The 23792-nt window shown below is 54.7% G+C and carries 15 protein-coding genes, 1 tRNA gene and 2 pseudogenes; 13 read left to right on the top strand and 5 right to left on the bottom strand.

Annotated elements, in window-relative coordinates:
• Positions 1-80: 80 nt before the first annotated feature.
• The 4 genes and pseudogenes from HMPREF1121_RS03060 to HMPREF1121_RS08920 form a co-directional block, all read left to right on the top strand.
• Positions 81-3155: a carboxypeptidase-like regulatory domain-containing protein gene (locus HMPREF1121_RS03060; protein ID WP_044114580.1), complete on the top strand. Its 3075-nt coding sequence runs from the start codon at positions 81-83 to the stop codon at positions 3153-3155.
• A 21-nt stretch (positions 3156-3176) separates the two neighbouring features.
• On the top strand, positions 3177-4763 hold the full coding sequence (locus tag HMPREF1121_RS03065; RefSeq protein WP_044114581.1) for a RagB/SusD family nutrient uptake outer membrane protein: 1587 nt from the start codon (positions 3177-3179) through the stop codon (positions 4761-4763).
• 13 nt (positions 4764-4776) lie between these two features.
• Positions 4777-5694 carry a substrate import-associated zinc metallohydrolase lipoprotein gene (locus HMPREF1121_RS03070; RefSeq protein ID WP_044114582.1) on the top strand — a complete coding sequence of 306 codons (918 nt, stop codon included), beginning with the start codon at positions 4777-4779 and terminating at the stop codon, positions 5692-5694.
• Between the two features lie 71 nt (positions 5695-5765).
• Positions 5766-6416 (top strand): annotated as a pseudogene (locus HMPREF1121_RS08920) (DUF4302 domain-containing protein); the annotation flags it as partial.
• Here HMPREF1121_RS08920 and HMPREF1121_RS08925 read toward each other — a convergent pair.
• The 3 genes from HMPREF1121_RS08925 to HMPREF1121_RS03085 all read right to left on the bottom strand — a co-directional run bounded on the left by HMPREF1121_RS08925 (position 6399) and on the right by HMPREF1121_RS03085 (position 9516).
• Positions 6399-6806 (bottom strand): putative nucleotidyltransferase substrate binding domain-containing protein, encoded by a 408-nt coding sequence (locus tag HMPREF1121_RS08925; protein ID WP_369793545.1) that lies wholly within the window; start codon positions 6804-6806, stop codon positions 6399-6401. The pseudogene HMPREF1121_RS08920 and the gene HMPREF1121_RS08925 overlap by 18 nt on opposite strands.
• 241 nt (positions 6807-7047) lie before the next feature.
• Complete coding sequence (locus HMPREF1121_RS03080) at positions 7048-7662, bottom strand: DUF1266 domain-containing protein (protein ID WP_044114584.1); 615 nt, start codon at positions 7660-7662, stop codon at positions 7048-7050.
• 234 nt (positions 7663-7896) lie between these two features.
• The gene (locus HMPREF1121_RS03085; protein WP_009432471.1) at positions 7897-9516 is read right to left on the bottom strand and encodes an ABC-F family ATP-binding cassette domain-containing protein; all 1620 of its coding nucleotides are present in this window, start codon (positions 9514-9516) and stop codon (positions 7897-7899) included.
• A gap of 789 nt (positions 9517-10305) precedes the next feature.
• Between HMPREF1121_RS03085 and HMPREF1121_RS03090 the strand changes: the two genes are divergently transcribed.
• The 3 genes from HMPREF1121_RS03090 to HMPREF1121_RS03100 all read left to right on the top strand — a co-directional run bounded on the left by HMPREF1121_RS03090 (position 10306) and on the right by HMPREF1121_RS03100 (position 17116).
• Positions 10306-14796, top strand: a complete 4491-nt coding sequence (locus HMPREF1121_RS03090; protein ID WP_044114585.1) for a translocation/assembly module TamB domain-containing protein — start codon at positions 10306-10308, stop codon at positions 14794-14796.
• Positions 14797-14937: 141 nt separating this feature from the next.
• Positions 14938-15939 (top strand): malate dehydrogenase, encoded by a 1002-nt coding sequence (locus HMPREF1121_RS03095; protein WP_044114586.1) that lies wholly within the window; start codon positions 14938-14940, stop codon positions 15937-15939.
• A gap of 109 nt (positions 15940-16048) precedes the next feature.
• A complete protein-coding gene (locus tag HMPREF1121_RS03100) occupies positions 16049-17116 on the top strand; it encodes an endonuclease/exonuclease/phosphatase family protein (RefSeq protein ID WP_044114587.1) in 1068 nt (355 codons plus the stop codon).
• Between the two features lie 72 nt (positions 17117-17188).
• On the opposite strand, the gene HMPREF1121_RS03105 is transcribed toward HMPREF1121_RS03100, so the two are convergent.
• Positions 17189-17261 (bottom strand) — tRNA-Thr (locus HMPREF1121_RS03105).
• A gap of 47 nt (positions 17262-17308) precedes the next feature.
• Positions 17309-17764: a hypothetical protein gene (locus tag HMPREF1121_RS03110; protein WP_044114588.1), complete on the bottom strand. Its 456-nt coding sequence runs from the start codon at positions 17762-17764 to the stop codon at positions 17309-17311.
• Positions 17765-18808: 1044 nt separating this feature from the next.
• On the opposite strand from HMPREF1121_RS03110, the pseudogene HMPREF1121_RS08930 reads away from it, so the two are divergent.
• The 6 genes and pseudogenes from HMPREF1121_RS08930 to HMPREF1121_RS03140 form a co-directional block, all read left to right on the top strand.
• Positions 18809-19663 (top strand): annotated as a pseudogene (locus HMPREF1121_RS08930) (thiol-activated cytolysin family protein); the annotation flags it as partial.
• Positions 19664-20408: 745 nt separating this feature from the next.
• Positions 20409-21176 carry a hypothetical protein gene (locus tag HMPREF1121_RS03120; RefSeq protein WP_009432505.1) on the top strand — a complete coding sequence of 256 codons (768 nt, stop codon included), beginning with the start codon at positions 20409-20411 and terminating at the stop codon, positions 21174-21176.
• 126 nt (positions 21177-21302) lie between these two features.
• Entirely contained in the window at positions 21303-21713 is a 411-nt protein-coding gene (locus tag HMPREF1121_RS03125) for a hypothetical protein (protein ID WP_009432468.1), read from the top strand.
• 127 nt (positions 21714-21840) lie between these two features.
• Entirely contained in the window at positions 21841-22029 is a 189-nt protein-coding gene (locus HMPREF1121_RS03130) for a hypothetical protein (protein ID WP_044114590.1), read from the top strand.
• A 122-nt stretch (positions 22030-22151) separates the two neighbouring features.
• The gene (locus HMPREF1121_RS03135) at positions 22152-22898 is read left to right on the top strand and encodes a hypothetical protein (protein ID WP_044114591.1); all 747 of its coding nucleotides are present in this window, start codon (positions 22152-22154) and stop codon (positions 22896-22898) included.
• A gap of 125 nt (positions 22899-23023) precedes the next feature.
• A complete protein-coding gene (locus HMPREF1121_RS03140; protein ID WP_044114592.1) occupies positions 23024-23752 on the top strand; it encodes a hypothetical protein in 729 nt (242 codons plus the stop codon).
• Positions 23753-23792 lie beyond the last annotated feature (40 nt).

Raw genomic sequence — 23792 nt, forward strand, 5'->3', positions numbered from 1 at the left:
GCACCTCATCCCAGCCCTATTCTTTATATAAAGGGAGTGAGATGCACTGAAGCACTAACCTACCAATGTCTCTACAGATTATGGGAACCCAGCTACGTAACCTCATCGTGAGTCTGATGCTACTCATCGGCTCCGTGACGGCCGTTTGTGCCCAGACGATCCTTGTCCAAGGGACGGTACTTGACTCCAGAGGTACGCCTCTACCGAAGGTATCTGTCACGGTCAAGCTCGACAACTCCACGCACACGACGACCGACAAGGAAGGGAAGTTCTCCCTCCAAGTCCCTGAGAAATCCGTCCTCGTCTTCACCCTCACGGGCAAGAAGGCCATCGAAGCCCCTGCTACAACTACCCCCCTCGAGATTACCCTCGAGGATGGTGAAGAGCAGCAGAAGGGCTCTACGGTGACGACCATGCGTCAGACGACCTCTATCCAGACCAAGTACTATCCGCTCTGGGTCATCGATGGTGTCGTCTATAAGCAAGACAGCACGTTCAACACCGCCGACCTCGCCTCCACCGACGCCAAGCGCCTCATCGCCGCAGCTCTCCCTGGGCTCTCCGAGCGTGATATCGAGAGCTTCACTGTCATCACCGATGCCTCGGCGACGGCTCTCTATGGGAACCAAGCTACCGGTGGTGTGATCTCCGTGCGCACCCGCCATGCAGGCCAAGGCATCAACCGCTTCACCTATACCTCACAGCTCACCTACCGCTTCATCCCCTCCTACCGCGAGTTCAACATCCTCAACTCGCAGGACCAGATGTCGGTACTCAAGGAGCTTGAGGGCGGTGGCAGCCTCTCTCCCGAGACCGTGCTCTACCAGACGCGCTACGGGGTCTACGGGCTGATGTACGACAACGCGATTAAGTATAAGAACAAGGAGTATCTTCAGGATAACACCCTCGAGGGCCGCACCCGCTACCTACAAGAAGCTGAGATGCGCAATACCGACTGGTTCAAGGAGCTCTTCCAGCACAGCATCCGTCATCAGCACACGGTCTCGCTGGCATCTGGCGGACAGGTATCGAACTTCTATGCCTCACTCGGTGCTACCATTGACCCAGGGTGGGCTAAGGTACAGTCGGAGAACACCTACTTCTTCAACCTCAACGCCACCTTCAAGCCACACAAGTACTGGACCTTCGGGACGATCGTCAATGCCTCCTACACCCGCGATCATGACGGTGGGGACTTCACGCCCCTCTCGGTAGCGCAGACGCTCTCCCGCACGATGGATCCCACGCAGTACTACCTCTACGAGTTCGCTCCCTACAACATCAAGGAGGAGATGAACCAGAACTACCGCGATGTCGATGCTGTGAACGTCCGTCTGCAGGCCTCGATAGCCTACCGCCCCTCAACGAAGTTCAACGCTTCGCTCCTCGGTTCGATCCAGTACTACAATGACCTGACGGAATTCATCCGCACCGAGAAGTCCAACGCCTCTGAGCGCTTCCGTGCGATGAATAAGCGTCTCATCCGCGACCGCAATAGCTACCTCTACAAGCCTGCCGATGATGTCTATGCTGTACCACGGGTCGTCATGCCTCATGGGGGCTACCGCACCATCCAGGAGTACGCTTCACGCCGCTTCGACCTGCAGGCCCGTGCTACCTATACCGACACCTTCGCTGAGGGCAAGCATGCTCTGACACTCGTCGGGGGTACAGACCTCTACGACTACCTCGAGCGTAATGGCTGGCACAATGAGTATGGGGTGAACTTCGAGATCGGTCAGCTGAGCACCTTTGACCCTATGCTCTTCCACTGGCTCCATGATCGTCGCAACAACTACTACTCGCGCTCGACGACGATCTATCGTAATGTCTCCTTCCTCGGGAACCTCTCGTATAGCTACCTCGGTCGCTATACCCTCGATGGCTCCTTCCGCTACGAAGGGACGAACCGCTTCGGGAAGTCTCGTCTGGTACGCTGGATCCCCACTTGGAACGTAGCCCTCGGCTGGGACGTCTCAAGCGAATCCTTCTTCCCCAGCCTCAGCCCCCTCTCCTCACTCTCCACGCGTCTCTCCTACGGGATGACTGGGACACTCCCCTCTGTCTACAACTCCTACCAGCGCATCAAGGGCTACCTCCCCTTCCGCCCAGGTGACCTCAGCTCTCCCTCGCTCTATATCAGTGAGCCTGCTAACCACGATCTCACCTATGAGAAGATGTATGAGCTGAACTGGAACCTCAACTTCGGGCTTCTGAAGGACCGCATCGGCGTATCGCTCAGTCTCTTCTCGCGTCAGGGTCGAGACCTCGTAGATATCTCCTACAATCAGGGTACTGGGGGCTTCTTCAAGCCCTACGGCAATGTGGCCTCCATGGAAGCTAAGGGTGTCGAGCTCTCGCTGACGACGCAGAACGTCAAGACGCAGAACTTCTCTTGGACGACGTCCTTCTCCTACGCTCGCAATACGAATAAGGTGACGAAGCTTCTCTCGCAATCAGACGTCTCCACGCTAGTAAGCTCCTCAAGTGGTGCTGCCCGCGAAGGCTATCCTCTGGCATCAGTCTTCTCTATCCCCTTCTACAAGCTGTCAAACGAAGGCTTCCCCCTCTTCTACAATAGCAAGGGGCAGATCGAGCGTGACCACATCAACTTCAGCGCTACGGAGGATCTTGACTACCTCAAGTACTCGGGTACGCTCACACCTACTGACCAAGGGGGGCTCAACAATAGCTTCCGCATCGGCAACTTCACGCTGAGCGCCTATATCCTCTACTCCTTCGGTAGTATCAAGCGCCTGCCAGCTGAGTTCAGCACCACGTACTACGACTACGAGGTCCTCGGGCATGAGTTCAACCGCCGCTGGAAGGCCCCTGGTGACGAAGAGCACACCAACGTCCCCTCCATCCCCACGGCAGATCAGCGTAACCGCTACCCCAATCTCTCGCAGGCCTACACGACCTACGACTACTCCGACGTGCGTATCGCTCGCTGCGACTACATCCAGCTGCGCGACGTATCACTCGGCTACTCTATCCCCAAGAGCCTCCTCACGAAGAGCTTCCTCTCCTCTGTCGATCTGAAGCTGCAGGCCTCCAACCTCTTCCTCATCTACTCGGATAAGAAGCTCAACGGTGCGCTCCCCTACGCCTATACTCCACACTCGCTCATCTTCACCTGTACGGTGGGTATGTAGTCATCGAAATACTTAGAAGCTATGAAGCCAATCACGATTCTAAGCCTTGGTGTCACGCTCGTCCTGTCGATGACATCATGCAACAAGTTCCTCGATGAGAACCCCTACTCCTCGCTCGTCGAGCCCGACAATGCGAGCAAGATAGAGAAGCTCCTTGGTAGTGCTTACTCTACCTCTTCGATAGCCTACCTCACGGAGCTCTCCTCCGACAACATCCAGGATGACGGGGTGAATAACCCTTACACGAATCAGTTCTGTGAGAAAGCCGCCTACTGGGAAACCATTGTGAACTCCGATAGGCTCTATGATGCGCCCTACCTCATCTGGCAGAACACCTATAACTCCATAGCGCATGCCAACGAAGCTCTGGAGGATATAGAGGCTCTCGGTGGGGATAAAGAGGAGCTACAGGGTATCAAGGGGGAGGCTCTCTTGGCTCGTGCCTATGGACACTTCTGTCTGGCCAACCTCTTCTGCCTGCCCTACGACCCCTCGTCCAGCTCCACGGATCCTGGCATTCCCTACATCAAGAAGCGCGTAGTCAACCTCCAGCCCAACTACCCTCGCGGTACGATGGCTGAGACCTATGAGCAGATCGCTGCTGACCTCGAGGCAGGGATCCCACTTCTGGAGAAGTATTCGAACTATACGGACAAGGAGAAGAAATTCCACTTCACCGCAGCCTCTGCTCATGCCTTCGCCGCACGCTTCTTCCTCTACTATCAGAAGTGGACGGAGGCGATAGCACATGCAGACAAGGTGCTGGGCTCCGATCCTAAGCTCGTCCTACGCAACTGGAAGGCCTTCTACAGCATCCCTCGTACCGATGCCTCCTTCGCACTGGCCTACTACGACATCAGCAACCCTGCGAACCTGCTTACCATCCCCACCTACAGCTACTACCCATGGCTTGTGACGGGCGGGACGGCCTACTACAATACACGCTTCACGCAGTCGCAAGAGCTGACGCTCACCGAGACCCTCTTCGCGAAGAACATCTGGGGTACTAAGGACCCCTACTGGTTCCAGCCCTTCATCTATACCGAGGGGAATATCAACAAGACGGTCCAGCCTAAGCTCCCCACCTTCCCCAGCAATAGCATCCAGACGATGGAGACACCCTTCACCACCGACGAGACGCTGCTGGTACGTGCCGAGGCTAAGCTCCATCTGGGTAGCAGTCAGTACGCCTCTGCTATCGAGGATATGAATCTCTGGACGACGAACTACCTCAACGACGGGGAGAACAACTCACGTCAGAAGACCTTCACCCAGCAGGAGATCGTCGCCTTCTACTCCGCCCTGCCCATCGACTCCGAAGGGAAGGCCTCGATCCGCAAGGCGTTCAATGCGCACTTCACCATCGATTCGGATGAGGAGAATGCCCTCCTGCAGCACCTCCTGCAGTGCCGTCGTATCCTCACCATGCACGAAGGTCTGCGCTGGCAAGATATCAAGCGCTTCGGTATCCCCATCTACCGCCGCCTCAATAATGGCTACCGCTACATCGTCCAGGACAAGCTCCCTGGTCGCGATCCTCGCCACGCCATCCAGCTTCCCAGCCAAGCAACGAAGGGCGCTATCACTCCCAATCCGACTACCAACTAATTGACTACGCGCTATGAAGAAGCTATTTCTCCCCCTTGCAGCCCTCGTACTCACAGGGCTCACGGGTTGCGACGCTGATATAGACTATGTACAACCCAGTCGGCAGGTCGTCGCGAGCACGACGGTCAGTAGCTTGCCTCGCCTCGACCGCTATATCCAGCAGGCCTTCGCGAAGAAGTACAATGTCGATATCGCCTACCGCTACGATGACAAGGTCACAGACCGCCGCTATCTCCTCGCTCCAGTCAAGGAAGAGAAGGCGCTGGAGTACCTCAACCTCATCGAGTATATGTTCTTCCAGGTCTACGAAGCCTCTACTCCTGAGGGCTATCTACAGACCCACACAATCAAGTATCTGAACCTCTTCGGTTCCTCAGGCTACGCCATCGACCGCCGTATGGCAGGTGCAGCTCCACAGGGGATGATCTGGATCTACAACATCAATGAGCTGAATACGCAGTACACGGGTACTGTGCGTGCGGACTACATCAGCGTACTCTTCCACGAATCGGCTCACACGCTTCACGAAGAGCGAGCTTACCCACCTGAGTTCGACAAGCTCTCCGCACTCGAGTACCAGAAGCAGGATGCCTTCAGCTACTGGTGGCGTACGGGGCAGAATGCGAGCTATGCGGGCTTCGTCAGTGACTACGCCAGCACCGATGCTGACGAAGACTTCGCCGAACTCTTCGCCTACTACATCCTCGACAGCGACAGCGAGTGGGCAGACCGTCTCAAGGGTGCCGAAGGCAAGAACCGCTCCGACGCCAAGTATACCGGTCGCGAGATCATCGAGAAGAAGGTGGCTATCATGAAGGAGTACCTCCGCTCCGAGTACTCTGCCGACCTCGATAAGATACGTGCCGAGGCTCAGAAGCGCCTTCCACTGGTCGCATCAATGGACTTCACCAAATATCCTAACGGCTACTAACTATGCGCTACTACCATATCTTGGCCTTAGGCCTCTTCACGCTCTTCACATCCTGCCGGATGTACGAGGACATGCCCAGTGGTGATAACTACGTCTCGACAGCTATCGCCAGGGACACCCAGAGCCTACGTCAGCTCCTACGCTCCAGTGAGCATGGCTGGATGCTGACGCTCGTCCCGGGAAAGGGACAATACGGTGGGCTCAACCTCAGCCTCAAGTTCACCTCCGACAACGAGGTCACGATCTTCTCCGAAGAGTCGCAGACTCCTGCTACCTCCAGCTACCATTTCTCTCAGAATGGTGGGGTACGCTTGACCTTCGACACCTTCAATGATGCTCTGCACCAATATTCCAATCCTCAGTGGGGTATCCCCGTAGCTTACGATGGCGACTTCGACTTCACGGTCCTACGCGTCAGCGAAGATGGGCGGACGATCACCCTACGCGGTGGACATACGCAGGGAGAGATGCAGCTGACGCGCGTCGATGAGAATCCTAATAGCTACTTCACCAAGATCACCGAGAGCCAGCACGCTCTGAAGGGTAAAGCACTTGCGCCCCTTCAGCTCGGTGGCAAGGAAGTCGCTGTATCGATCTTCGGCTTTGCACGCCAGCTCTGGGTACGCTATGACAATGAGCAGAAGCTGCTACCCTTCGCCTTCACAGACAAGGGGCTACGCCTGCTGACGCCCTTCACCATCGGCTCAGATACCCTCCGCACACTGGAGCTCAATGCTGATAAGACGGCAGTCACGACGCAGGATGGCAAGCAGACCTCCAGCCTCTACACAGGGACGTATGACCTCTCGGAGCAGTACACCATCCTCTCCTATGCGAGCTCGGCGACGGCAGGTACTGATGCACTGAACCTCTTCACGCAGGTGCAGGAGACGCAGCAGGGTGACGTATATCCTGGTAGCTTCGGCACGGATGTGTACTTCGGTCGCACGAGTGCCATGATGCCGAAGATCTCGCTCTTCTTCCAGATCACCTACTGGCTGGATCAGAGCTGGGGGAGCTACTACATGGACTTCACGTCGATCTACGGACAGCCCTCGCAGTTCCACACGACACGCATCATCCAGAAGGATATCTCTTGGCTCTTCGGTCACCGCGCCTTCGACTGGTATCTACAGTCTATCACGAGACACTCGCCCTACTCCATCGAGCCGATCTCGGGTGATGCAGACCATGTACGCATCAGCTCGGTAGCCTCACCCTCGACCTACTGGATGCAAGCGACCGTCCCCACGCCCCACGACTAATCAGTAGAGACGCATTCACATAAAAAGCTGAGGCGGTGCCCCATGTGTTGGGGCACCGCCTCAGTGCTTTTAGAGAGTCAGGAAAGGACTACTTGAAGGGCACAACCTTGTAGATCGAAGCTTTATTCTCAAGAAGCTCTTTGACCCCCTTCTCTATATCTTCTGCACTACCATATGTATCTTCGGGTTTCCAATCCTTACAGCCAGCGAGGAAGTCATCGAAGTAAGCATTCCAGTCTGCATACTTGGCCTGTGCCAGAGGTACGAGCGAAGAGATGTAAGCATCGACTTCTTCGCGAGTCGTGTAGCCAGCACGCAGACCTGCCCATACGATATAGACGCCACGTCCCCAGTCCCAAGCCTTGTATTCACCTTCTGAAGATTTAAGGTTCTCCAGCAGCTCCTTAAGGCCTACGCTATCAGTGACCCCCCAATCTTTGCGCAGCATCGTGACGACAGAGTCGACGCTTTGACCTTTATAGGGGTCGATAAAGTATTCCTTATAGCCTTCAAGCTTGCTGAGAGCCTCACTCTTGATCTGCGCATCGAAAGCATCTACACCATCGTGATCACTATAGAAGTACACACCACCCAGCAGCGTGGGACGCAGGGCATCGTAATCAGCCGTGTTGTCAGCGCATGAAGCGAGGGCACAGACTGCGACTACAGCCAAGAAGGCTACCCTGAAGAAATTCTTGAGCATATGCAAAATGGTATAAGTGTTATTCTGGCTATCTCCACCTTGGAAATAGCTCTATACAAAGGAACGAAATTAACACCAATAACGAGACCTCACAGATAACATTTCCTAACGCCATCGTATGGAGGGGAAGTAGGAGAGGCACAATATGATGCCACCCACATACAGCACAGCCGAGAAGCCCACTGATGGGCTTCTCGGCTGCATTGTTCAGTTAGTCCGGCTCTGTCTACGAGCTTACTCGCCGTAGTACTTAGCCTTGAGCTCAGCGACCGTAGGATCGACGATGTAGTCGTCGTAGTCCATGATCTTGTCGATGATGCCACCAGGAGTGAGCTCGATGATGCGGTTAGCTACCGTCTGGATGAACTCATGGTCATGGCTGGTGAAGAGGACGTTGCCCTTGAAGGTCTTGAGCGTATTATTGAACGCCTGGATCGACTCCAGGTCAAGGTGGTTCGTGGGGCTATCGAGGACGAGCACATTCGCATTCTTGAGCATCATACGCGAGATCATACAGCGCATCTTCTCACCCCCGGAGAGGACTGAGGCGCTCTTGAGGATCTCCTCACCGGAGAAGAGCATACGCCCAAGGAAGCCCTTGAGGTAAACTTCGTTGGTGTCGGCAGCGAACTGAGAGAGCCACTCAACGAGGTTCATATCCGTATTGAAGTACTCCGAGTTATCCAGTGGCAGATAGGCTTCGGTGATAGTCTGTCCCCATTCGTAGGTACCTTCGCTGGCCTTCTCTACTCCATTGATGATCTGGAAGAGGGCAGTCATCGCACGAGGGTCACGGCTGATGAAGACGATCTTGTCGTCCTTCTCTACATTGAAGTTCAGATCGCGGAAGAGCAGCGTACCATCATCCGCATAAGCCGTGAGGCCCTTGACTTCAAGGATCTTGTTCCCTGGGTCACGGTCAGGTGTGAAGATGATACCTGGGTAGCGACGGCTGCTGGCCTTGATCTCTTCGATGTTGAGCTTCTCGAGCATCTTCTTACGGCTCGTAGTTTGCTTACTCTTAGCGACGTTGGCACTGAAGCGACGGATGAACTCTTCGAGTTCCTTCTTCTTTTCCTCAGCCTTCTTATTCTGCTGCTGTTGCTGACGCAGAGCGAGCTGGCTGGACTCGTACCAGAAGCTATAGTTACCAGCGAACTGCTGGACGCGACCGAAGTCAATATCCACCGTGTGCGTGCAGACCGAGTCGAGGAAGTGACGGTCGTGGCTGACGACAAGCACCGTCTGCTCATACTCGGAGAGGTAGTTCTCCAACCAAGTCACCGTCTCAAGGTCAAGGTCATTGGTAGGCTCGTCGAGAAGGAGGTTGTCGGGCTTACCATAGAGTGCGCGTGCCAGGAGGACACGCACCTTCTCCTTACCGCTAAGCTCCTTCATGAGCTTGTAGTGCTGGTCTTCCTTGATACCGAGACCGCTCAGGAGCATGGCGGCATCGCTCTCAGCGTTCCAGCCTTCCATCTCTGCAAACTTATCTTCCAGCTCAGCGACGCGATTGCCATCCTCATCGTTGAAGTCGGGCTTAGCATACAGCGCATTCTTCTCCTCCATGATTGCCCAGAGGACGCTGTGCCCCATCAGGACGGTATCCATGACGGTGAAGGCATCGAAGGCGTGGTGATCCTGGCTAAGGACCGAGAGACGCTCACCAGGACCGAGGGTGATGCTACCGCGCGTAGGCTCAAGCGCCCCACTGATGGTACGCAGGAGGGTTGACTTACCAGCACCGTTGGCACCGATGATGCCATAGCAGTTACCTGGGGTGAACTTGAGGTTGACGTCTTGGAAAAGGACACGCTTACCGAACTGTACGGCGAGGTCGCTGACTGTGATCATATTGCTTCTGGTTTATTTCTTCTTATCTGCTTAGGAGAGGGAGCGCGAAGTAAATCAGGGGATTGGCTATGTAAACCCTACTATAATATGTAGCTACCGTAGGTTATTTATGCCATGGATGCCCCTCGTACTCCACTAATACGGGTACGCAAAGGTAATACTTTGCTTTTGAATCGCACGTATTTACGCTACGAGCTCCCGCATCAAAATCTCCTCCTCATCCGCAAGCCGTATGGAGGCAGGATTGATTTGCAAACCACTATTCGTTTGGAGTGCGAACGACTATTGCGTCGGGATAAGCCCTGCGTCTTATCGCGAGTATTTCTCTTATCCAGCGGAGGAAAAAGTATCCTTCTCGTGAAGGGAAAAGCGCCTTCACGTAGTGGTATTCTTCTATCTATGCACGTAGTCTTAAAGACCAGGCACGTAAATCTAAATATCCACGTACGTAGATATTAGAGCCACGTACGTAGTCCAAACTTATCTGCCACTCGTCCGCAACTTTTATCCCTACGCATAGCAACAACCTAATATAGGATGAGGGTATGAACCTATATGGGTCCGTGCGACGACCTATAGAGGTTCGCCCCGCCCGTCACATACATCAGTAGCATCACCGCTGTGAGGGGGAGCCTATCCGTCGAAGGAGTATAGGTCACTCAGTGCTACATGATAATGTAGTACCTTTGCAGGCACGACCCGAAGCACGGGGAGCGTTATACGGAAGAGAGGGGCTGGACGCCCCATCGACACAATAATTATATAGGAGTAAGTCAAGGATCGTAGGGCATGCGCCATTGGCAGGTCAATCGTCATTTCCTCAAGGTACTGAAGGTAGTAGCATGGATAGCTGCTACCCTCTTTGTCTTGCTCTACCTGCTCCCCCTCGGACTCTTCCGCATCCCCGCCGTGCAGAAGGAAGCTGCCAGCCGTGTAGCAGGCCTGCTCACCGAGCTGTTTGGCAGCCCCGTACAGCTGGAGCGTGTTGAGCTCATGTCCTGGACGAATGTCGAGGCCCATCGCGTCGTCGTCCTCGACACCGCTGGGCGACGTATGCTCACCGCAGACCGCCTCATCGGGGGGATCTCGCTGAGCGACCTCATCACCCAGCAGGAGGTACGCATCACCTCTGCCCGACTCTTCGAGGCGGATCTTCGGCTCATCCGTGACCCTAAAACAGGACGACTGAATATCCAGCACACCATCGATCACCTCTCCAAGCCCAAGAGCTCCAGCAAGTCGATCCCCGTAGACATCAATAGCATCATCATACGTGACATGCGTCTCTCCCTCAGCGAAGCCGAGCGGGAGCGCCTCGTCATCAACAAGCTCTCCACCCGCGTCCGCCGCCTGCGCTTCTCGAAGGGCTATATCGGTGGCGCTATCGATGAGCTGAGCTTCACGACAGACAAGGGCTTCACCCTCTCCTCGCTCACAGGACAAGGAGAGCTACAGGGCAGCCTCCTCACCCTATCCAATCTCCAGCTTAGCCTGCCAAAGAGCTCGCTCTCCATCCCGCTGGCGCGCCTTGAGACACAGCGCAAGGGGCTTGCCCTCCTCGAGGAGCTGGAGCTGGGCGACACGCAGCTCACGCTCTCTGACCTCAGCATCCTCTCCCCCGCCCTCAAGGATCGCAATGAACAGGCGACCCTGCAGGCGACCTATTGCCGCGAAGGGCTTGCAGCCGGACGTGCGAACTTCTCCCTACGCCTCCCCCGTCACATCATCCTCGAGGGTAGTGGCCGTGTCACGTGGGACAGCGCAGGCGAGGTCACCAGTATCTCGACTGACATCACCGATGCCGAGGTAAGCTCCGCTATCGTCGGCTTCATACGCCCTCACCTCCCCGCCTCCTCCCTCCCCCTCGTCGAGCGTCTCAGCCGCCTGCAGAGCATCCGCCATGCGGGAAAGACGCAGTTCGTCCCTGGGAAGTCCTTCTCAGGAAAGGGCTACATCGCCTCAGCACAAGGACGCTGGGACTATGACCTCACGGGAAACCTTGAAGGCAAGAGCCTGCGCAAGCTCACGGGGAAGGCTTCGACCCAAGGTTTCGACCTCGCCCCTCTCATGGGCGATCTGGCACCCGTAGGCTCGGTAGCCATGACTATTGACCTCGATGCTACGAGTAGCACCGGCACCCTTGAGGACTGGCAGGGCACGCTACAGATGGCACTCCCTTCAGTCACCTACCGCGGGCAGACCCTCCGTGGCACACAGCTCGCCGTCACCCCCGTCGGTGCACGTCGTCATAAGGTGCACCTCGAGGTCGATGACCCAGCAGCCTCCCTCGCTCTCGACGGGGTGGCGACTTTCTCGGGCCGTGCCCTGCATGCCGTAGAGGCTGACCTACAGGTGCGCCACCTGCAGACCGACCTCTTCGGGCTCAATCCCAACAGCCCCCGTCAGACACTCTCGCTCACGGGGCGCTTCAACATGGACGAGCTAAACATCGACCGCGGGCAGGGACGTCTCGCTATCGATCATATCTCGCTGACCTCACCACAGCGCACCCTCTCACTGGACGAGCTGAACATCCTCTTCTCGGGCAACCCCGAGGAGACGCGTATGATTTACCTCCGCTCGCCTTATCTCTCTGCTACCCTACGGGGGCACTATGTGCTGAGTGCGCTGATCCCTGACCTACGTCGCACGCTCTATCATCACTTCCCCTCGCTCGACCTCGCTCAAAGAGGAGGCGCGCGTAGCAGCGAGATCTCAGGTACAGACTTCGACCTCTCCCTCCAGCTGCACAAGATCCCCGAGGAGTGGCAGCAGGCTCTCAAGCTGCCTATCGGCCTCGAGGAGGGTGCAGATGTACGTGCCTCCTATATCGGTGCGAGCCACTCGCTGGGTCTGCAAGCCTCCGTCCCTACCCTCCGCCTGGGTGGTCATGAGCTACGTGGAGCGGCTCTGAGCCTTGAGGACGGGGAATTCAAGCTCACGGGTGAGGCAAGACTAGCAAGTGGCGCACAAATACAGGGCTTCGCCATGATGACGAAGATCCTCACCGATAGCCTGCACGTCCAGCTTGATCTGGGGCGTGAAGTCAAGAGTAAGCTCCACAATGGCTTCCTCAATATCGGTGCGTCCCTGCACCAATACACACAGAGCGAGAACGGCCGTCCAGCACTCGGCTTCGACGTCACGCTCGCCCCCTCGACCATCCGTGTACACAGCGACACCTGGAGCGTCGCACCCGCACACCTCTCCCTCCGAGGTAAGGAGCTTCGTGTCGAAGGTCTTGATCTGGCCTCCTCAGAGCGCCGCATCAGCATCAGCGGCGCACTCAGCCCCAATCCCGAGGAGCACCTCAATATCGCCCTCAAGAAGATCAACCTTCTCTATATCCTCGAGTCAGCAGGCGTGGGCTTCAACATGATCAACACCGACCTCACGGGCTCCGCTACGGCAAGTCTCCAAGGCGGGAAGATCATCGCTACGGCTGCTGTCACTTCGCCAGCACTCCATGTCAAGGGCGTTGATGTCGGCGCACTGAAGGCTGACCTCACCTTCGACAGCGGTGTCGGAAATATCATGATCGATGGGGACGTCAACCAGAGTGAAGGTGGACACAGCCATGTCACGGGCTACATACGCCCAGCTGGTGGCGCAGGTATTGACCTCACCTTCGAGGCGGAGCGTCTGCGTGCCGACTTCATGGGTAAGTTCATGGACACGCTCTTCGACCATGTACAAGGCCGTGCCACGGGTAAGGTACGCCTCTTCGGGGTCTTCGAAGAGGGCGTCACCGTAGAGGGCGAAGCCGACGTCGAAGATGGTAATATCGGTGTCCGCCTCCTCGGCACAAGCTACAGCTTCTCGCACCGCCTGACCTTTACCCCCACCTCGATCATCTTCTCTAAGATCCCCATGCGTGATGATGAGGGTCACACAGGTATCGTCGATGGGGTGATACGTCACCGCTTCTTTGATAACTTTGATCTTGACCTCACCGCCTCGGAGATGCGTGGAGTGAAGGTCCTGCAGACCGCTACGAAGCAGGCACTGCCTATCTATGGCACGGCCTACGGCACTGGTACAGCCCAGATGAAGGGTAAGCTCCCCAAGCTCCTTCTGGATGTGAACCTCCGCAGTGCTCCTGGTACGGACGTCGTACTTGACTTCAACAAGACGGATGTACGCAAGGACGAGCGTCTCTTCACCTACCGTCCTCTACGTCCTCTCTCTACACAGGATAGCCTCGCCTTCGCAGACACCATCGCACGCCCAGCCGTCGCAGCCGAGACGGAGGTCACGATGCGTATGGCCCTTCACGTCACACCCGATGCACGCCTCTCCCTGCGCCTCGGTAGCAGCCAGAGCATGCAGAACGATATCGTCACACGCTGCGAAGGGGACCTGACGATCGAGATGCCCCACTCGGGTTCGCCCACGACCTATGGTAGCCTGACGCTACGTGAAGGACAGTATACCTTCAACTTCGAGCAGTTCGCCCGTAAGCGCTTCACCCTCAAGGAAGGTGGACGCCTTGACTTCCGTGGCGACCCCATGGCGGCTATCATTGACCTTAAGGCCGCCTACGACCTGACGGCGAATATCGCGGACTTTGATGCGGGACTCTCTACCCTCACTCAGCGCACCAGCATACCCGTGAGCTGCACCGTCCAGCTCAGCGGTGTGATCACGCGTCCAGACATCAAGCTCGGCGTCGAGCTCCCAGGCTCAGAACCCGAGATGGAGCGCCGTATCCAGTCGCTCCTCACGTCGGAGGACGAGCGTAACCGCCAGTTCCTCTACCTGATGACCCTCGGGAAGTTCTACACCACCGACACGAAGCAGGGCACGACGACGGTCTCCAACAACCTCACCTCCTTCGCGACGACGACACTCTCCGACCAGCTCTCTCGACTGCTCGGTAACTTCTCGAACGATATCCAGATCGGCGCAAATATCCGCACAGCCAATAGCGCACTCGACAACACCGACATTGAGCTACTCTTCTCGGGTAGCTGGCTCGATGACCGCCTCCTCATCAACGGGAACGTCGGCTACCACGACAACCCCTTCCTCTCCGGGAAGTACATCGGCGAATTTGACCTTGAGTACAAGCTCAATGCTGCTGGTACACTCCGCCTCAAGGGCTACAGCCACTACAACAGCATGTACCAGTACGTGCGTCAGTCGCTGACGACGCAGGGCCTTGGCTTCATGTTCCAGCGCCGCTTTGACTCGCTTCAGGAGCTCTTCTCACGCAGGAAGAAGAGGCTCCAGCCCGACAGCACGGCACGCCCTCAAGAGGCCGATAGTCTCCGCAAATAAGATCGCCACCACCCTACTCCCCAGCACATGCCGTGGGAGCAAGAGATATATGCGCCCTTTCCCCCTTGGCAATCGCAGAGAAAAGGCGTACATTTGTGAGACAAGAGAAACCCTCAACCAAATCATAAATATCCAATAGTTATGAGCTTCCTCACACAAGACAAGCTGACGATCGTAGGTGCCGCTGGCATGATCGGCTCGAACATGGCCCAGACTGCAGCCATGATGTCTCTCACCCCCAACATCTGTCTCTATGACCCCTTCCCCACTGGCCTCGAAGGGGTAGCCGAAGAGATCCGCCACTGTGGCTTCGAAGGGCTCAACCTGACCTTCACCTCTGATATCAAGGAGGCACTCACTGGCGCTAAGTACATCGTATCCTCAGGTGGTGCTCCCCGTAAGGACGGTATGACTCGCGAAGACCTTCTCAAGGGCAACGCCGAGATCGCTGCTCAGCTCGGTAAGGACATCAAGGCTTACTGCCCCGATGTTCGTCACGGCGTCATCATCTTCAACCCTGCTGACATCACGGGTCTCGTGACGCTGATCCACTCTGGCCTCCGTCCCGAGCAGGTCACCACACTCGCAGCTCTTGACTCTACGCGTCTGCAGAGCGAGCTCGCTAAGCACTTCGGTGTAGCTCAGAGCGAAGTCGTCGGTGCACGCACTTACGGCGGTCACGGCGAAGCTATGGCTGTCTTCTCCAGCGGTGCTACTGTCGCTGGCGAGCCTCTCTCCTCGCTCATCGGTAGCGCTAAGCTCTCCGCCGAAACGTGGGAAGACATCAAGCAGCGCGTCACCAAGGGTGGTGCCAACATCATCAAGCTCCGTGGTCGCTCATCCTTCCAGAGCCCTGCATACGTCTCTATCGAGATGATCCGTGCAGCTATGGGTGGTGCTCCCTTCCGCTGGCCTGCTGGTTGCTACGTGAACATCCCTGGTCTCGACCACGTCGTCATGGGTATGGAGACTGTCATCGATAAGGATGGTGTGCACTACAGCCACGAGATCAAGGGTAGCGAAGAAGAAAAGGCTGCTCTCAAGAAGAGCTACGAGCACCTCGTGAAGATGCGCGACGAAGTCATCTCTATGGGTGTCATCCCCGCAGTAGCTGACTGGAAGACCGTCAACCCTAACCTATAAGTCGAAGCGCGCACGCCGCACACTCCGACTAACGGAATCTAAAGCGCAAGGCGACTACTACAGCTTCTCTCACGAAGCATGTAGTAGTCGCCTTCTCTTTTGCCTCGCCATGAAGCATCGCTACATAGCCTTATTTCCCCTTGCCTTTCTCCTCCTCACGCTACACATTTCCTCGCCCCAGCTATGGGCGCAGAGGAAGGTGCTGCGTGTGATGAGCTACAACGTAGAAAACTTCTTCGATACCGAAGACGACCCTACTCACGACGATGACAGCTTCCTCCCCACGGGAGAGCAGCACTGGACACATGCACGCTACCAGACGAAGATCCAGCATATCGCTGAGGTCATCAGTGCCGTCGGGGGAGAAGCCTTCCCCGACCTCATCGCTCTCATGGAGATAGAGAATGCCACCGTACTCAGCGACCTCCTCCATCGCACCGCCCTCGGGGAGAAGGCAGGCTACCGCCATATCATCACGCACGGAGAGGATAAGCGTGGCATCAATGTAGCGCTCCTCTATTCTCCCGAGACCTTCCACCTCATCGCTTCCGAGGAGATCCCTATTCACTTCCCCTTTGATTCGCTGCGCCGAACGCGCTCCCTACTTCGCGTCACGGGCGAGGTCCCCTCGGGCGACACGCTCCACGTCTTCGTCTGTCACCTTCCTTCGCGCCGTGGCGGAGCACGGGCCTCGGCCCGCTACCGCAGCTACTGCTGCACTCGCCTTCGAGAGCAGGTCGATAGCCTGATGGCGCAAGGCGGAGAAAGGACGCACAGCCTGCTCCTCGGCGACTTCAACGGCGATCCCGAAGAAGCACCCACCATCGAAGCCCTGCGCAGTCGTCCCTATACAGCAGATATGGCTGTGCAAGACCTACCACCCGAGAGCCTTCTCGCCCTCCTTCATCGGAAGACAAAGCAAGAGCCCCCAGGTAGCTACTGCTATCAAGGCGTATGGTCTCAGCTTGATCAAGCCCACCTCACCGCCTCACTCCTCCAGCAGCGGGGACGCCTTCGCTATGTGGCAGAGAGTGCCGAGACCTTCTGCCGGCCATTCTTCACGACGCAGCTCAGCGGGGGCGGCGCACCTATACCTTGGCGCACCTACGGGGGCAACTTCTATCGGGGTGGGTATAGCGATCACTTCCCCATCTGCCTACTCCTCGAGTACGAGTAACTGGGGGAAGGCGAGGGGGAATAAGCAAAACGGCATTGCTTCAAGTGAAGCAATGCCGTTTTCTATTTGCTGAGCCGAAAGCCGGACTCGAACCGGCGACCTATTCATTACGAATGAATTGCTCTACCAACTGAGCTATTTCGGCGCACTATCCTGAGGGACATCCCTCAAATGCGTTGCAAAGGTAGAGAATTATTTTAGATCTTCCAAAAGTTCGTCCAAGAAACGATCCAGTTCTTCACCTACACCATCCAGCAGGGGGGGCTCGATCTTGATGAGGTCCTCATCGAGGAAGAGGAGATCCTCAATGACGGAGAAGTCGGGGCGGATAAGCTCAATGGAGAAGGGACGTGCGAAGCAGGGACGATCCCAGAAGCCCTTTTGCTCAAGGCGTGTCACCAGCTCGCGGAGCGTCTCGACAGCGACCTCTGAGGGCTCGCTCTCTGTACCGGTCTCAGCCCAAGCGAAGACGGAGACGTGGCTGATCTCCTTGTCCTCGTCATCATAGAGATGTAGCGTGCCCGTAGCACAATCGGCTAAGAGAAAGAGATCGGTGAGAGGGCGACTGATGATCGGCGACTCTTCGCTGACCAAGGAGAGGAAGTGCTTTCTCAGGAGCTGTAGCTCACGCTCGTTGCTTTGCGACATAATGCTTCGTGTTCGATTAGGAGAGGGTCCGCACTGCGGAAGCCCCCTCGTATTAATCACAAAGGTAAGCAGGAATCTCCATTCCCCCACATGCCACGCCCGTGCGCGCTGTGCTTTTCTCTCTCCAGCCTCTCACAAGGGCGCTATGAAGCTGCGCCCTGAGCGCACTAATACCGCCTTTATCAGAAGCTCCATAACAAGAGATAGCCCACACAAATAGAGGGATCTTCCCCACCCTCCTACAAGGATAGAACTACTGTCCTCTATAGCCCGGGCGAACCTATATTGGTCACTGAGTGAACCACTATTGGTCCACACACGAAGCAATAGTGGTCGAAGCGCGGACCAATAGTGGTTTTTCCGCATCTACGCACGTAGTCTTAAAGACCAGGCACGTCAGTCCAAATATCCACGTACGTAGATATTAGAGCCACGTACGTAGCCCAAACTTATTTGCCACTCGTCCACAACTTTTATCCCTACACGGACCAACAAACTAATATAGATCACTTCACAAAGCTATAATAGGAAGCAGTCCAAAGCCATATTGCTTTCTTCGCCATCCTATATAGCTCTACCCACGCACCCATATACCTATATGAGACCTTTGCGCAAGCAAACGCTAAACTAAGCACACAATACCTCAGCCTCTTCTTCTTGCTTTTATGCAAGAAAAGGGGCTTACTTTTATTATGCTGGATGGCTATTGTGAGGGAGAAATATAGGTGCTACATTTGTAGAAAACTCATAGTTTTTATGAAGAAGATCACACTTGCACTCGCCCTGCTAGCGGGAATCTGCTTCGCATCTTGCGACAAGACTCCCAATGGTGGAGGTGACACACCCAATCCTGGTCCCGACTCCAGAGAGCCCAAGAACATCCAAGAAGTTGGGCAACTCCTCCGATCTGCTGGACACGTTACTGAGGCTGCCGAAGCCAAGCTAATAGCCAAACCGATAGGCGCACCAACTTCAGAGGCAGCTCCTAGGCAGACTCTGGAGTCCTCTGGACTTATCGTTGATTGTGACAAGGTGACTCAGACCATGGAGTATGACTTTACCTCCAACTCTGAGGACTTCGCTATCCTTGATCCTTGGGCAAGCATTCTTTGGCCAGGCTGTCTCATCCAGGGAAAATCAATCCGGGGAAAGAATATACCGACAGCTATTCCCATCATAAGTAAGCGCCAGCCTGGTCGTATCAATCTACGGGTCATCTCAGGAGCACGGTCAGCTGGTGATGATGGCGAAGGACTTTGGTACGAAGAAGTATCAGAGATGCGTGAGAGCAACGTCATCCAAGCCCAGAATAAACTCATCCGTCGCTTTCAAGAGAGTGGAGTACCTGCAAGTACCTCATTCACTATGGAAGTCGTACACAGCGCTGAGGAAGCCATCATCGCCAGTGGGCTAGATATTGACAAGAGCTGGGGAAAAGTCAAGGCTTTCTTCGGCACAGGCTTTGACAAAAGAAAAAGCCACGTACTCGTTAAGCTCTACCAACGCTTCTACACTCTCAGTTATGAGGACCCCGATGGAGGATTCAAGGGAGCCTTCAAGCCTACAATCGAGCATAGTGACTTAGCTCCTTATACAGGTCCAGGAAACCCTATCTGTTACATCTCCTCAGTATCCTACGGACGTGTATACTACCTTCTATTCGAAAGCAGCCATGCATCAAGCGAACTGATAAGTGCACTTAGTACCAGCTTCACAGGCATTAAGGCAGGGCTAGGAGTACAGAAAAGCCAAGTGCTTGAAGAGAGCCGAGTCAAAATGATTCAGCGAGGAGGGGATGCCTATGGGGGGCTTGTTGCTGCGATCTCTCCGGCTCAGGTCTTCAAGTTCATTGAAGACGGAGCACTTCCTTCCACGAAGAACGTTGGAGCCCCCATCTCCTTTACGATTAAGCATCTTTATGATGCATTACCCGTCCGCATGTCTAATACGCTCAAATACTCTTATGACAAGGTAACCTTCATTCCCAAAACCAAGAATAACAATATTTCCATACTCCTTAGAGATATCGTTGTTGAAACTAGCTCAAAGGGGAAATGGAAAATATCACATAGAGGACACGTTAAGATCCTTGATGCAAACGTCAGCTATGACAAGATAGAAGATAAGGGTATACACTACAAACTATACTTATACGATAACAAGAATGGTAATACAGTGTCTCAAGCTGGTCTGCGAAGCACAGCGTATCTCCCTATCTATGGGCGCACTAATTACAACTGCAAACCTGAGGGGATCAACCATGTGACCTTATCTATAGACATCGAAATTCGCCCCGAAGCATATTCAAGTTGGAGCAGATCTGGACAGAGCAACCAGAGAGTAACCCTCACACGAAGCTTCCATTACGACGAAGCGCAGCGACAATGGAAGGCTCTTAGTGATGACACGGGCACGAGTGGTGATGCCTACCGCACGCTATCGGCTACGCGTACCTTTGAGGATCTCACCTTCAATATACGCACTAACTTCTCTTTCTTCGTTGACAATAGCCTCATCGAATAAAGGTATTTCCTCTATTATAGCATAAAGTCTTCCCCACCCCGCAGCTGTGAGATGGGGAAGACTTGCTTTATGGGGTATGGGAGATCTGCATGGGGTAAGCGTTTTTCCTTAGCTTTGCGCTATGAATAAGATCACAACAACCCTCCTTGGTCTACTCCTCATGATACTCGGCAGCTCCTGTCGCTCCACACAAGCGGTCAGCGAAAACGACTACGACCTCATCGCTATCCTCAGCTTTGATCCGACAGTCGACTCAACTGCACAACCGAAGTATCTCATCAAGAATCTCGATGGCACGCCCTTCGATACGCTGGATATGAATGCCGAGTATAACTTCTTCAATGACTTCGGCAGCCCAAAGCTCAGTGGAAAGATTGTATTCTTCTTCCCAGGGGAGGTTCGCTATCACTTCTTCTGCAAGAAGCCCGAGGAGGGGAAGCCCTTACAGATCCTCATCGGTGATGAATGGAAGACGATCGAGTCTACTCCACAGATCAAGGTAGATAGTACCCGCCACTTCTTCACAAAAGAATTCGTCTTCCTCCCAATTGTAGACTACGGGCAGGATCTACCTATAGCCTTCTATCCCACTCCCAAGGAAGACCCTGCCAAGCGCATCACCCTGAAGCAAGACAAGCTGAACGATGTAAAGGTGTTCTTCATGCGCGATATTCAGGGCGAGTGGATGAAGCTCCAGCTATGCGTCGACCTCTCGTCGAATGGGCTTTTCCGTGATATAGACAGCGCGTCTTATGACTGCGAATTTAGAGACTGGGACCAGCTCAGCAAGGTGAGCAAGGACAATCCTACCTACTGGATCCGCTGGCGTGATGGGAGCAAGGTCCTGATCCCACAGGACTATCTGGAGTACAGAGACGTCGAATGCTAAGCGTAGCGCATATCCCTTATGTCCGCACGTCTTCCCCATCCCGCAGCTGTGAGATGGGAAGACTTGTCTTATGGGCTATGGGAATGCTATCAATTATAAGGCAAGCGTTTTCCTTAGCTTTGCTCTATGAAGAAGCTCACGACAGTCCTCCTTGGGCTACTCATCCTTTTCAGCTCCTCCTGCCGCCTCCTCAAGCCAAGCAAAGACATGGGATATGACTTCGTCGCTACGCTCTTCAATGGCGAAATAGGAGCCGATGGTATGCGCTACTTCATCAAGAATCTTGATGGGACGATGTACAATAGCAACGTAGCCCTTGTAGACGGCGGCCCCAGCGTAGACTCTGCCCTCGGTGAGAAAATATTTATCTACTACTGGGCGAATGAGGCCTACGGCTTCTTCTGCAAGAAGCCCCAAAAGGGGAAGCCTCTCCAGATCCTTGTCGGTGACGAGTGGAAGCTCCTAAACCATACCCAGTCTGTCCGTGTCGATAGCACCGTCAAGTTCTTCCAGCGCTACATGATAGCCCGAAGATAAGGGGCAGGAATCGCGTCTGGTCAACGTCTACCTCGTCCCACGAGAAGACCCATCACAGCAGTTTGAGATACGACAAGATAGCTCTGAGATCAAGCACTTCTTCATACGCGAGATCCGTGCTGAATGGATGAAGCTCCAGCTATGTATCGACTATAGTTCCTACTTCGCTGTGTACGTCGGCGCGCTTACCACAGAGGCCTGGGAAGAGATCTCGAAGCACAGTGAAAGCTACCCCATCTATTGGATCCGATGGAGGCAGGGGACGAAGCTACTCACTCCCCTCTCAGACTTCTACGACAAGTACGCCTATTGGTAGGATAGCTCAACCGCTATGAAGCTCCCCCTTGCGGTACTAAGCAGGCTACCTCGTCGCGCTATCGATAGGCGGCGATAGGAAGGAGCGACAAGTGAACCATGGGTTTTCCTTAGCTTTGCAGCATGAATAAGATTACGACAGCCCTGCTTGGGCTCCTTACACTCCTGTGTGTATCCTGCCGCTCTACGAAACAAGAGCAAAGCAATGACAGTGGCTATGACTTCATCGCCTCACTCTTTTATCCCTCGGAAACCGATACCAACGGCATATCCTACGTCCTCAAAAATCCTGATGGCACGGTCTATTGCAATATCGGCTACTCCTACGAAAAGGGCTTCTACGAAGAGGGCTTCAGCGACTCGCTGCTCTCCGGAAAGATCTTCATCTACTTCCCCGATAACGGGATCTATGGCTTCTTCTGCAAGAAGCCCGAGGAGGGGAAGCCTATCGAGGTACGAGTAGGCAATGAATGGAAGATCCTTGAGAGCGCCCCCAGCATTCACGTTGATAGCACGTCGAAGTACCTGCAGGACTATATGTTCTCTCCCTTGGGTCTACAAAACGAGCCCTTTGACATCGACTTCTATCCCAGCCCGAAGGCCGACCCAGCAAAGAAGATCACCCTCATGCAAGACAGCGTCGGCATGAAGGACTTCTTCGTGCGTGAGATCCAAGGCGAGTGGATGAAGCTCCAAGAGTGCATCGACTACGGCCCACTCTATGCCGAAGATGCTATCGTCGATAAAGAGGGTTGGGAGAAGATCTCCAAGCTTAGCGAAAAGAATCCCATCTACTGGATTCGCTGGAGAAAGGGAGACAAGATCCTCACACAGACGGGGTTCTACTTCAAGTACGGCTGCAGCATATAGCTAACACATCAACACAAAAGCAAGGCTTCCCTATCCCTCAACGACGAGGCGGGGAAGCCTTCCTTATTTAGTTCCTCCCTCTACGAGATGATAGTGTGGTAGAGCTTTTTCCTTAGATTTGCCGTATGAATAAGATTACGACGGCCCTGCTTGGGCTCCTTACACTCCTGTGTGTATCCTGCCGCTCTACGAAGCAAGAGCAAAGCAATGACAGTGGCTATGACTTCATCGCCTCTCTCTTTCACCCCTCGGAAACCGATACCACCAGCATATTCTATACCCTCAAAAATCCTGATGGCACGGTCTATTGCAATATCGGCTACTCCGACGAAGAGGGCTTCAGCGACTCTCTGCTCTCCGAAAAGATCTTCATCTACTTCCCCGATAGCGAGATCTATGCCTTCTTCTGCAAGAAGCCTGAGGAGGGGAAGCCTATCGAGGTACGCGTAGGCAATGAGTGGAAGCTCCTTGAGCGTGCCCCCAGCATTCACGTTGATAGCACGTCGAAGTACCTGCAGGACTATATGTTCTCACCCTTAGGCATGCAAAACGAGCCCTTGGATATAGACTTCTATCCCAGCCCGAAGGCGGATCCCGCAAAGAAGATCACCCTCAAGCAAGACAGCTTCGGCATGAAGGACTTCTTCGTGCGTGAGATCCAAGGCGAGTGGATGAAGCTCCAGCAGTGCATCGACTATGGCCCACTCTACGCAGAGGATGCTATCGTCGATGAAGAGGGCTGGGAGAAGATCTCCAAGCTTAGCGAACAGAATCCCACCTACTGGATTCGCTGGAGAAAGGGAGACAAGATCCTCACGCCCCAGACTGAATTCTACTTCAAGTACGGCTGCTAAGCGTATAGCTAACACATCAACACAAAGCAAGGCTTCCCCA

Source organism: Porphyromonas sp. KLE 1280 (genome assembly GCF_000700805.1).
GTDB lineage: Bacteria > Bacteroidota > Bacteroidia > Bacteroidales > Porphyromonadaceae > Porphyromonas > Porphyromonas pasteri.

Coding starts and splice junctions, on each gene's coding strand:
- HMPREF1121_RS03065 (WP_044114581.1), top strand. CDS start 3,177: ATGAAGCCAATCACGATTCTAAGCCTTGGTGTCACGCTCGTCCTGTCG.
- HMPREF1121_RS03140 (WP_044114592.1), top strand. CDS start 23,024: ATGAATAAGATTACGACGGCCCTGCTTGGGCTCCTTACACTCCTGTGT.
- HMPREF1121_RS03070 (WP_044114582.1), top strand. CDS start 4,777: ATGAAGAAGCTATTTCTCCCCCTTGCAGCCCTCGTACTCACAGGGCTC.
- HMPREF1121_RS03130 (WP_044114590.1), top strand. CDS start 21,841: ATGAAGCTCCAGCTATGTATCGACTATAGTTCCTACTTCGCTGTGTAC.
- HMPREF1121_RS03120 (WP_009432505.1), top strand. CDS start 20,409: ATGAATAAGATCACAACAACCCTCCTTGGTCTACTCCTCATGATACTC.
- HMPREF1121_RS03060 (WP_044114580.1), top strand. CDS start 81: ATGGGAACCCAGCTACGTAACCTCATCGTGAGTCTGATGCTACTCATC.
- HMPREF1121_RS03095 (WP_044114586.1), top strand. CDS start 14,938: ATGAGCTTCCTCACACAAGACAAGCTGACGATCGTAGGTGCCGCTGGC.
- HMPREF1121_RS03085 (WP_009432471.1), bottom strand. CDS start 9,516: ATGATCACAGTCAGCGACCTCGCCGTACAGTTCGGTAAGCGTGTCCTT.
- HMPREF1121_RS03090 (WP_044114585.1), top strand. CDS start 10,306: ATGCGCCATTGGCAGGTCAATCGTCATTTCCTCAAGGTACTGAAGGTA.
- HMPREF1121_RS03100 (WP_044114587.1), top strand. CDS start 16,049: ATGAAGCATCGCTACATAGCCTTATTTCCCCTTGCCTTTCTCCTCCTC.
- HMPREF1121_RS03080 (WP_044114584.1), bottom strand. CDS start 7,662: ATGCTCAAGAATTTCTTCAGGGTAGCCTTCTTGGCTGTAGTCGCAGTC.
- HMPREF1121_RS03125 (WP_009432468.1), top strand. CDS start 21,303: ATGAAGAAGCTCACGACAGTCCTCCTTGGGCTACTCATCCTTTTCAGC.
- HMPREF1121_RS03110 (WP_044114588.1), bottom strand. CDS start 17,764: ATGTCGCAAAGCAACGAGCGTGAGCTACAGCTCCTGAGAAAGCACTTC.
- HMPREF1121_RS03135 (WP_044114591.1), top strand. CDS start 22,152: ATGAATAAGATTACGACAGCCCTGCTTGGGCTCCTTACACTCCTGTGT.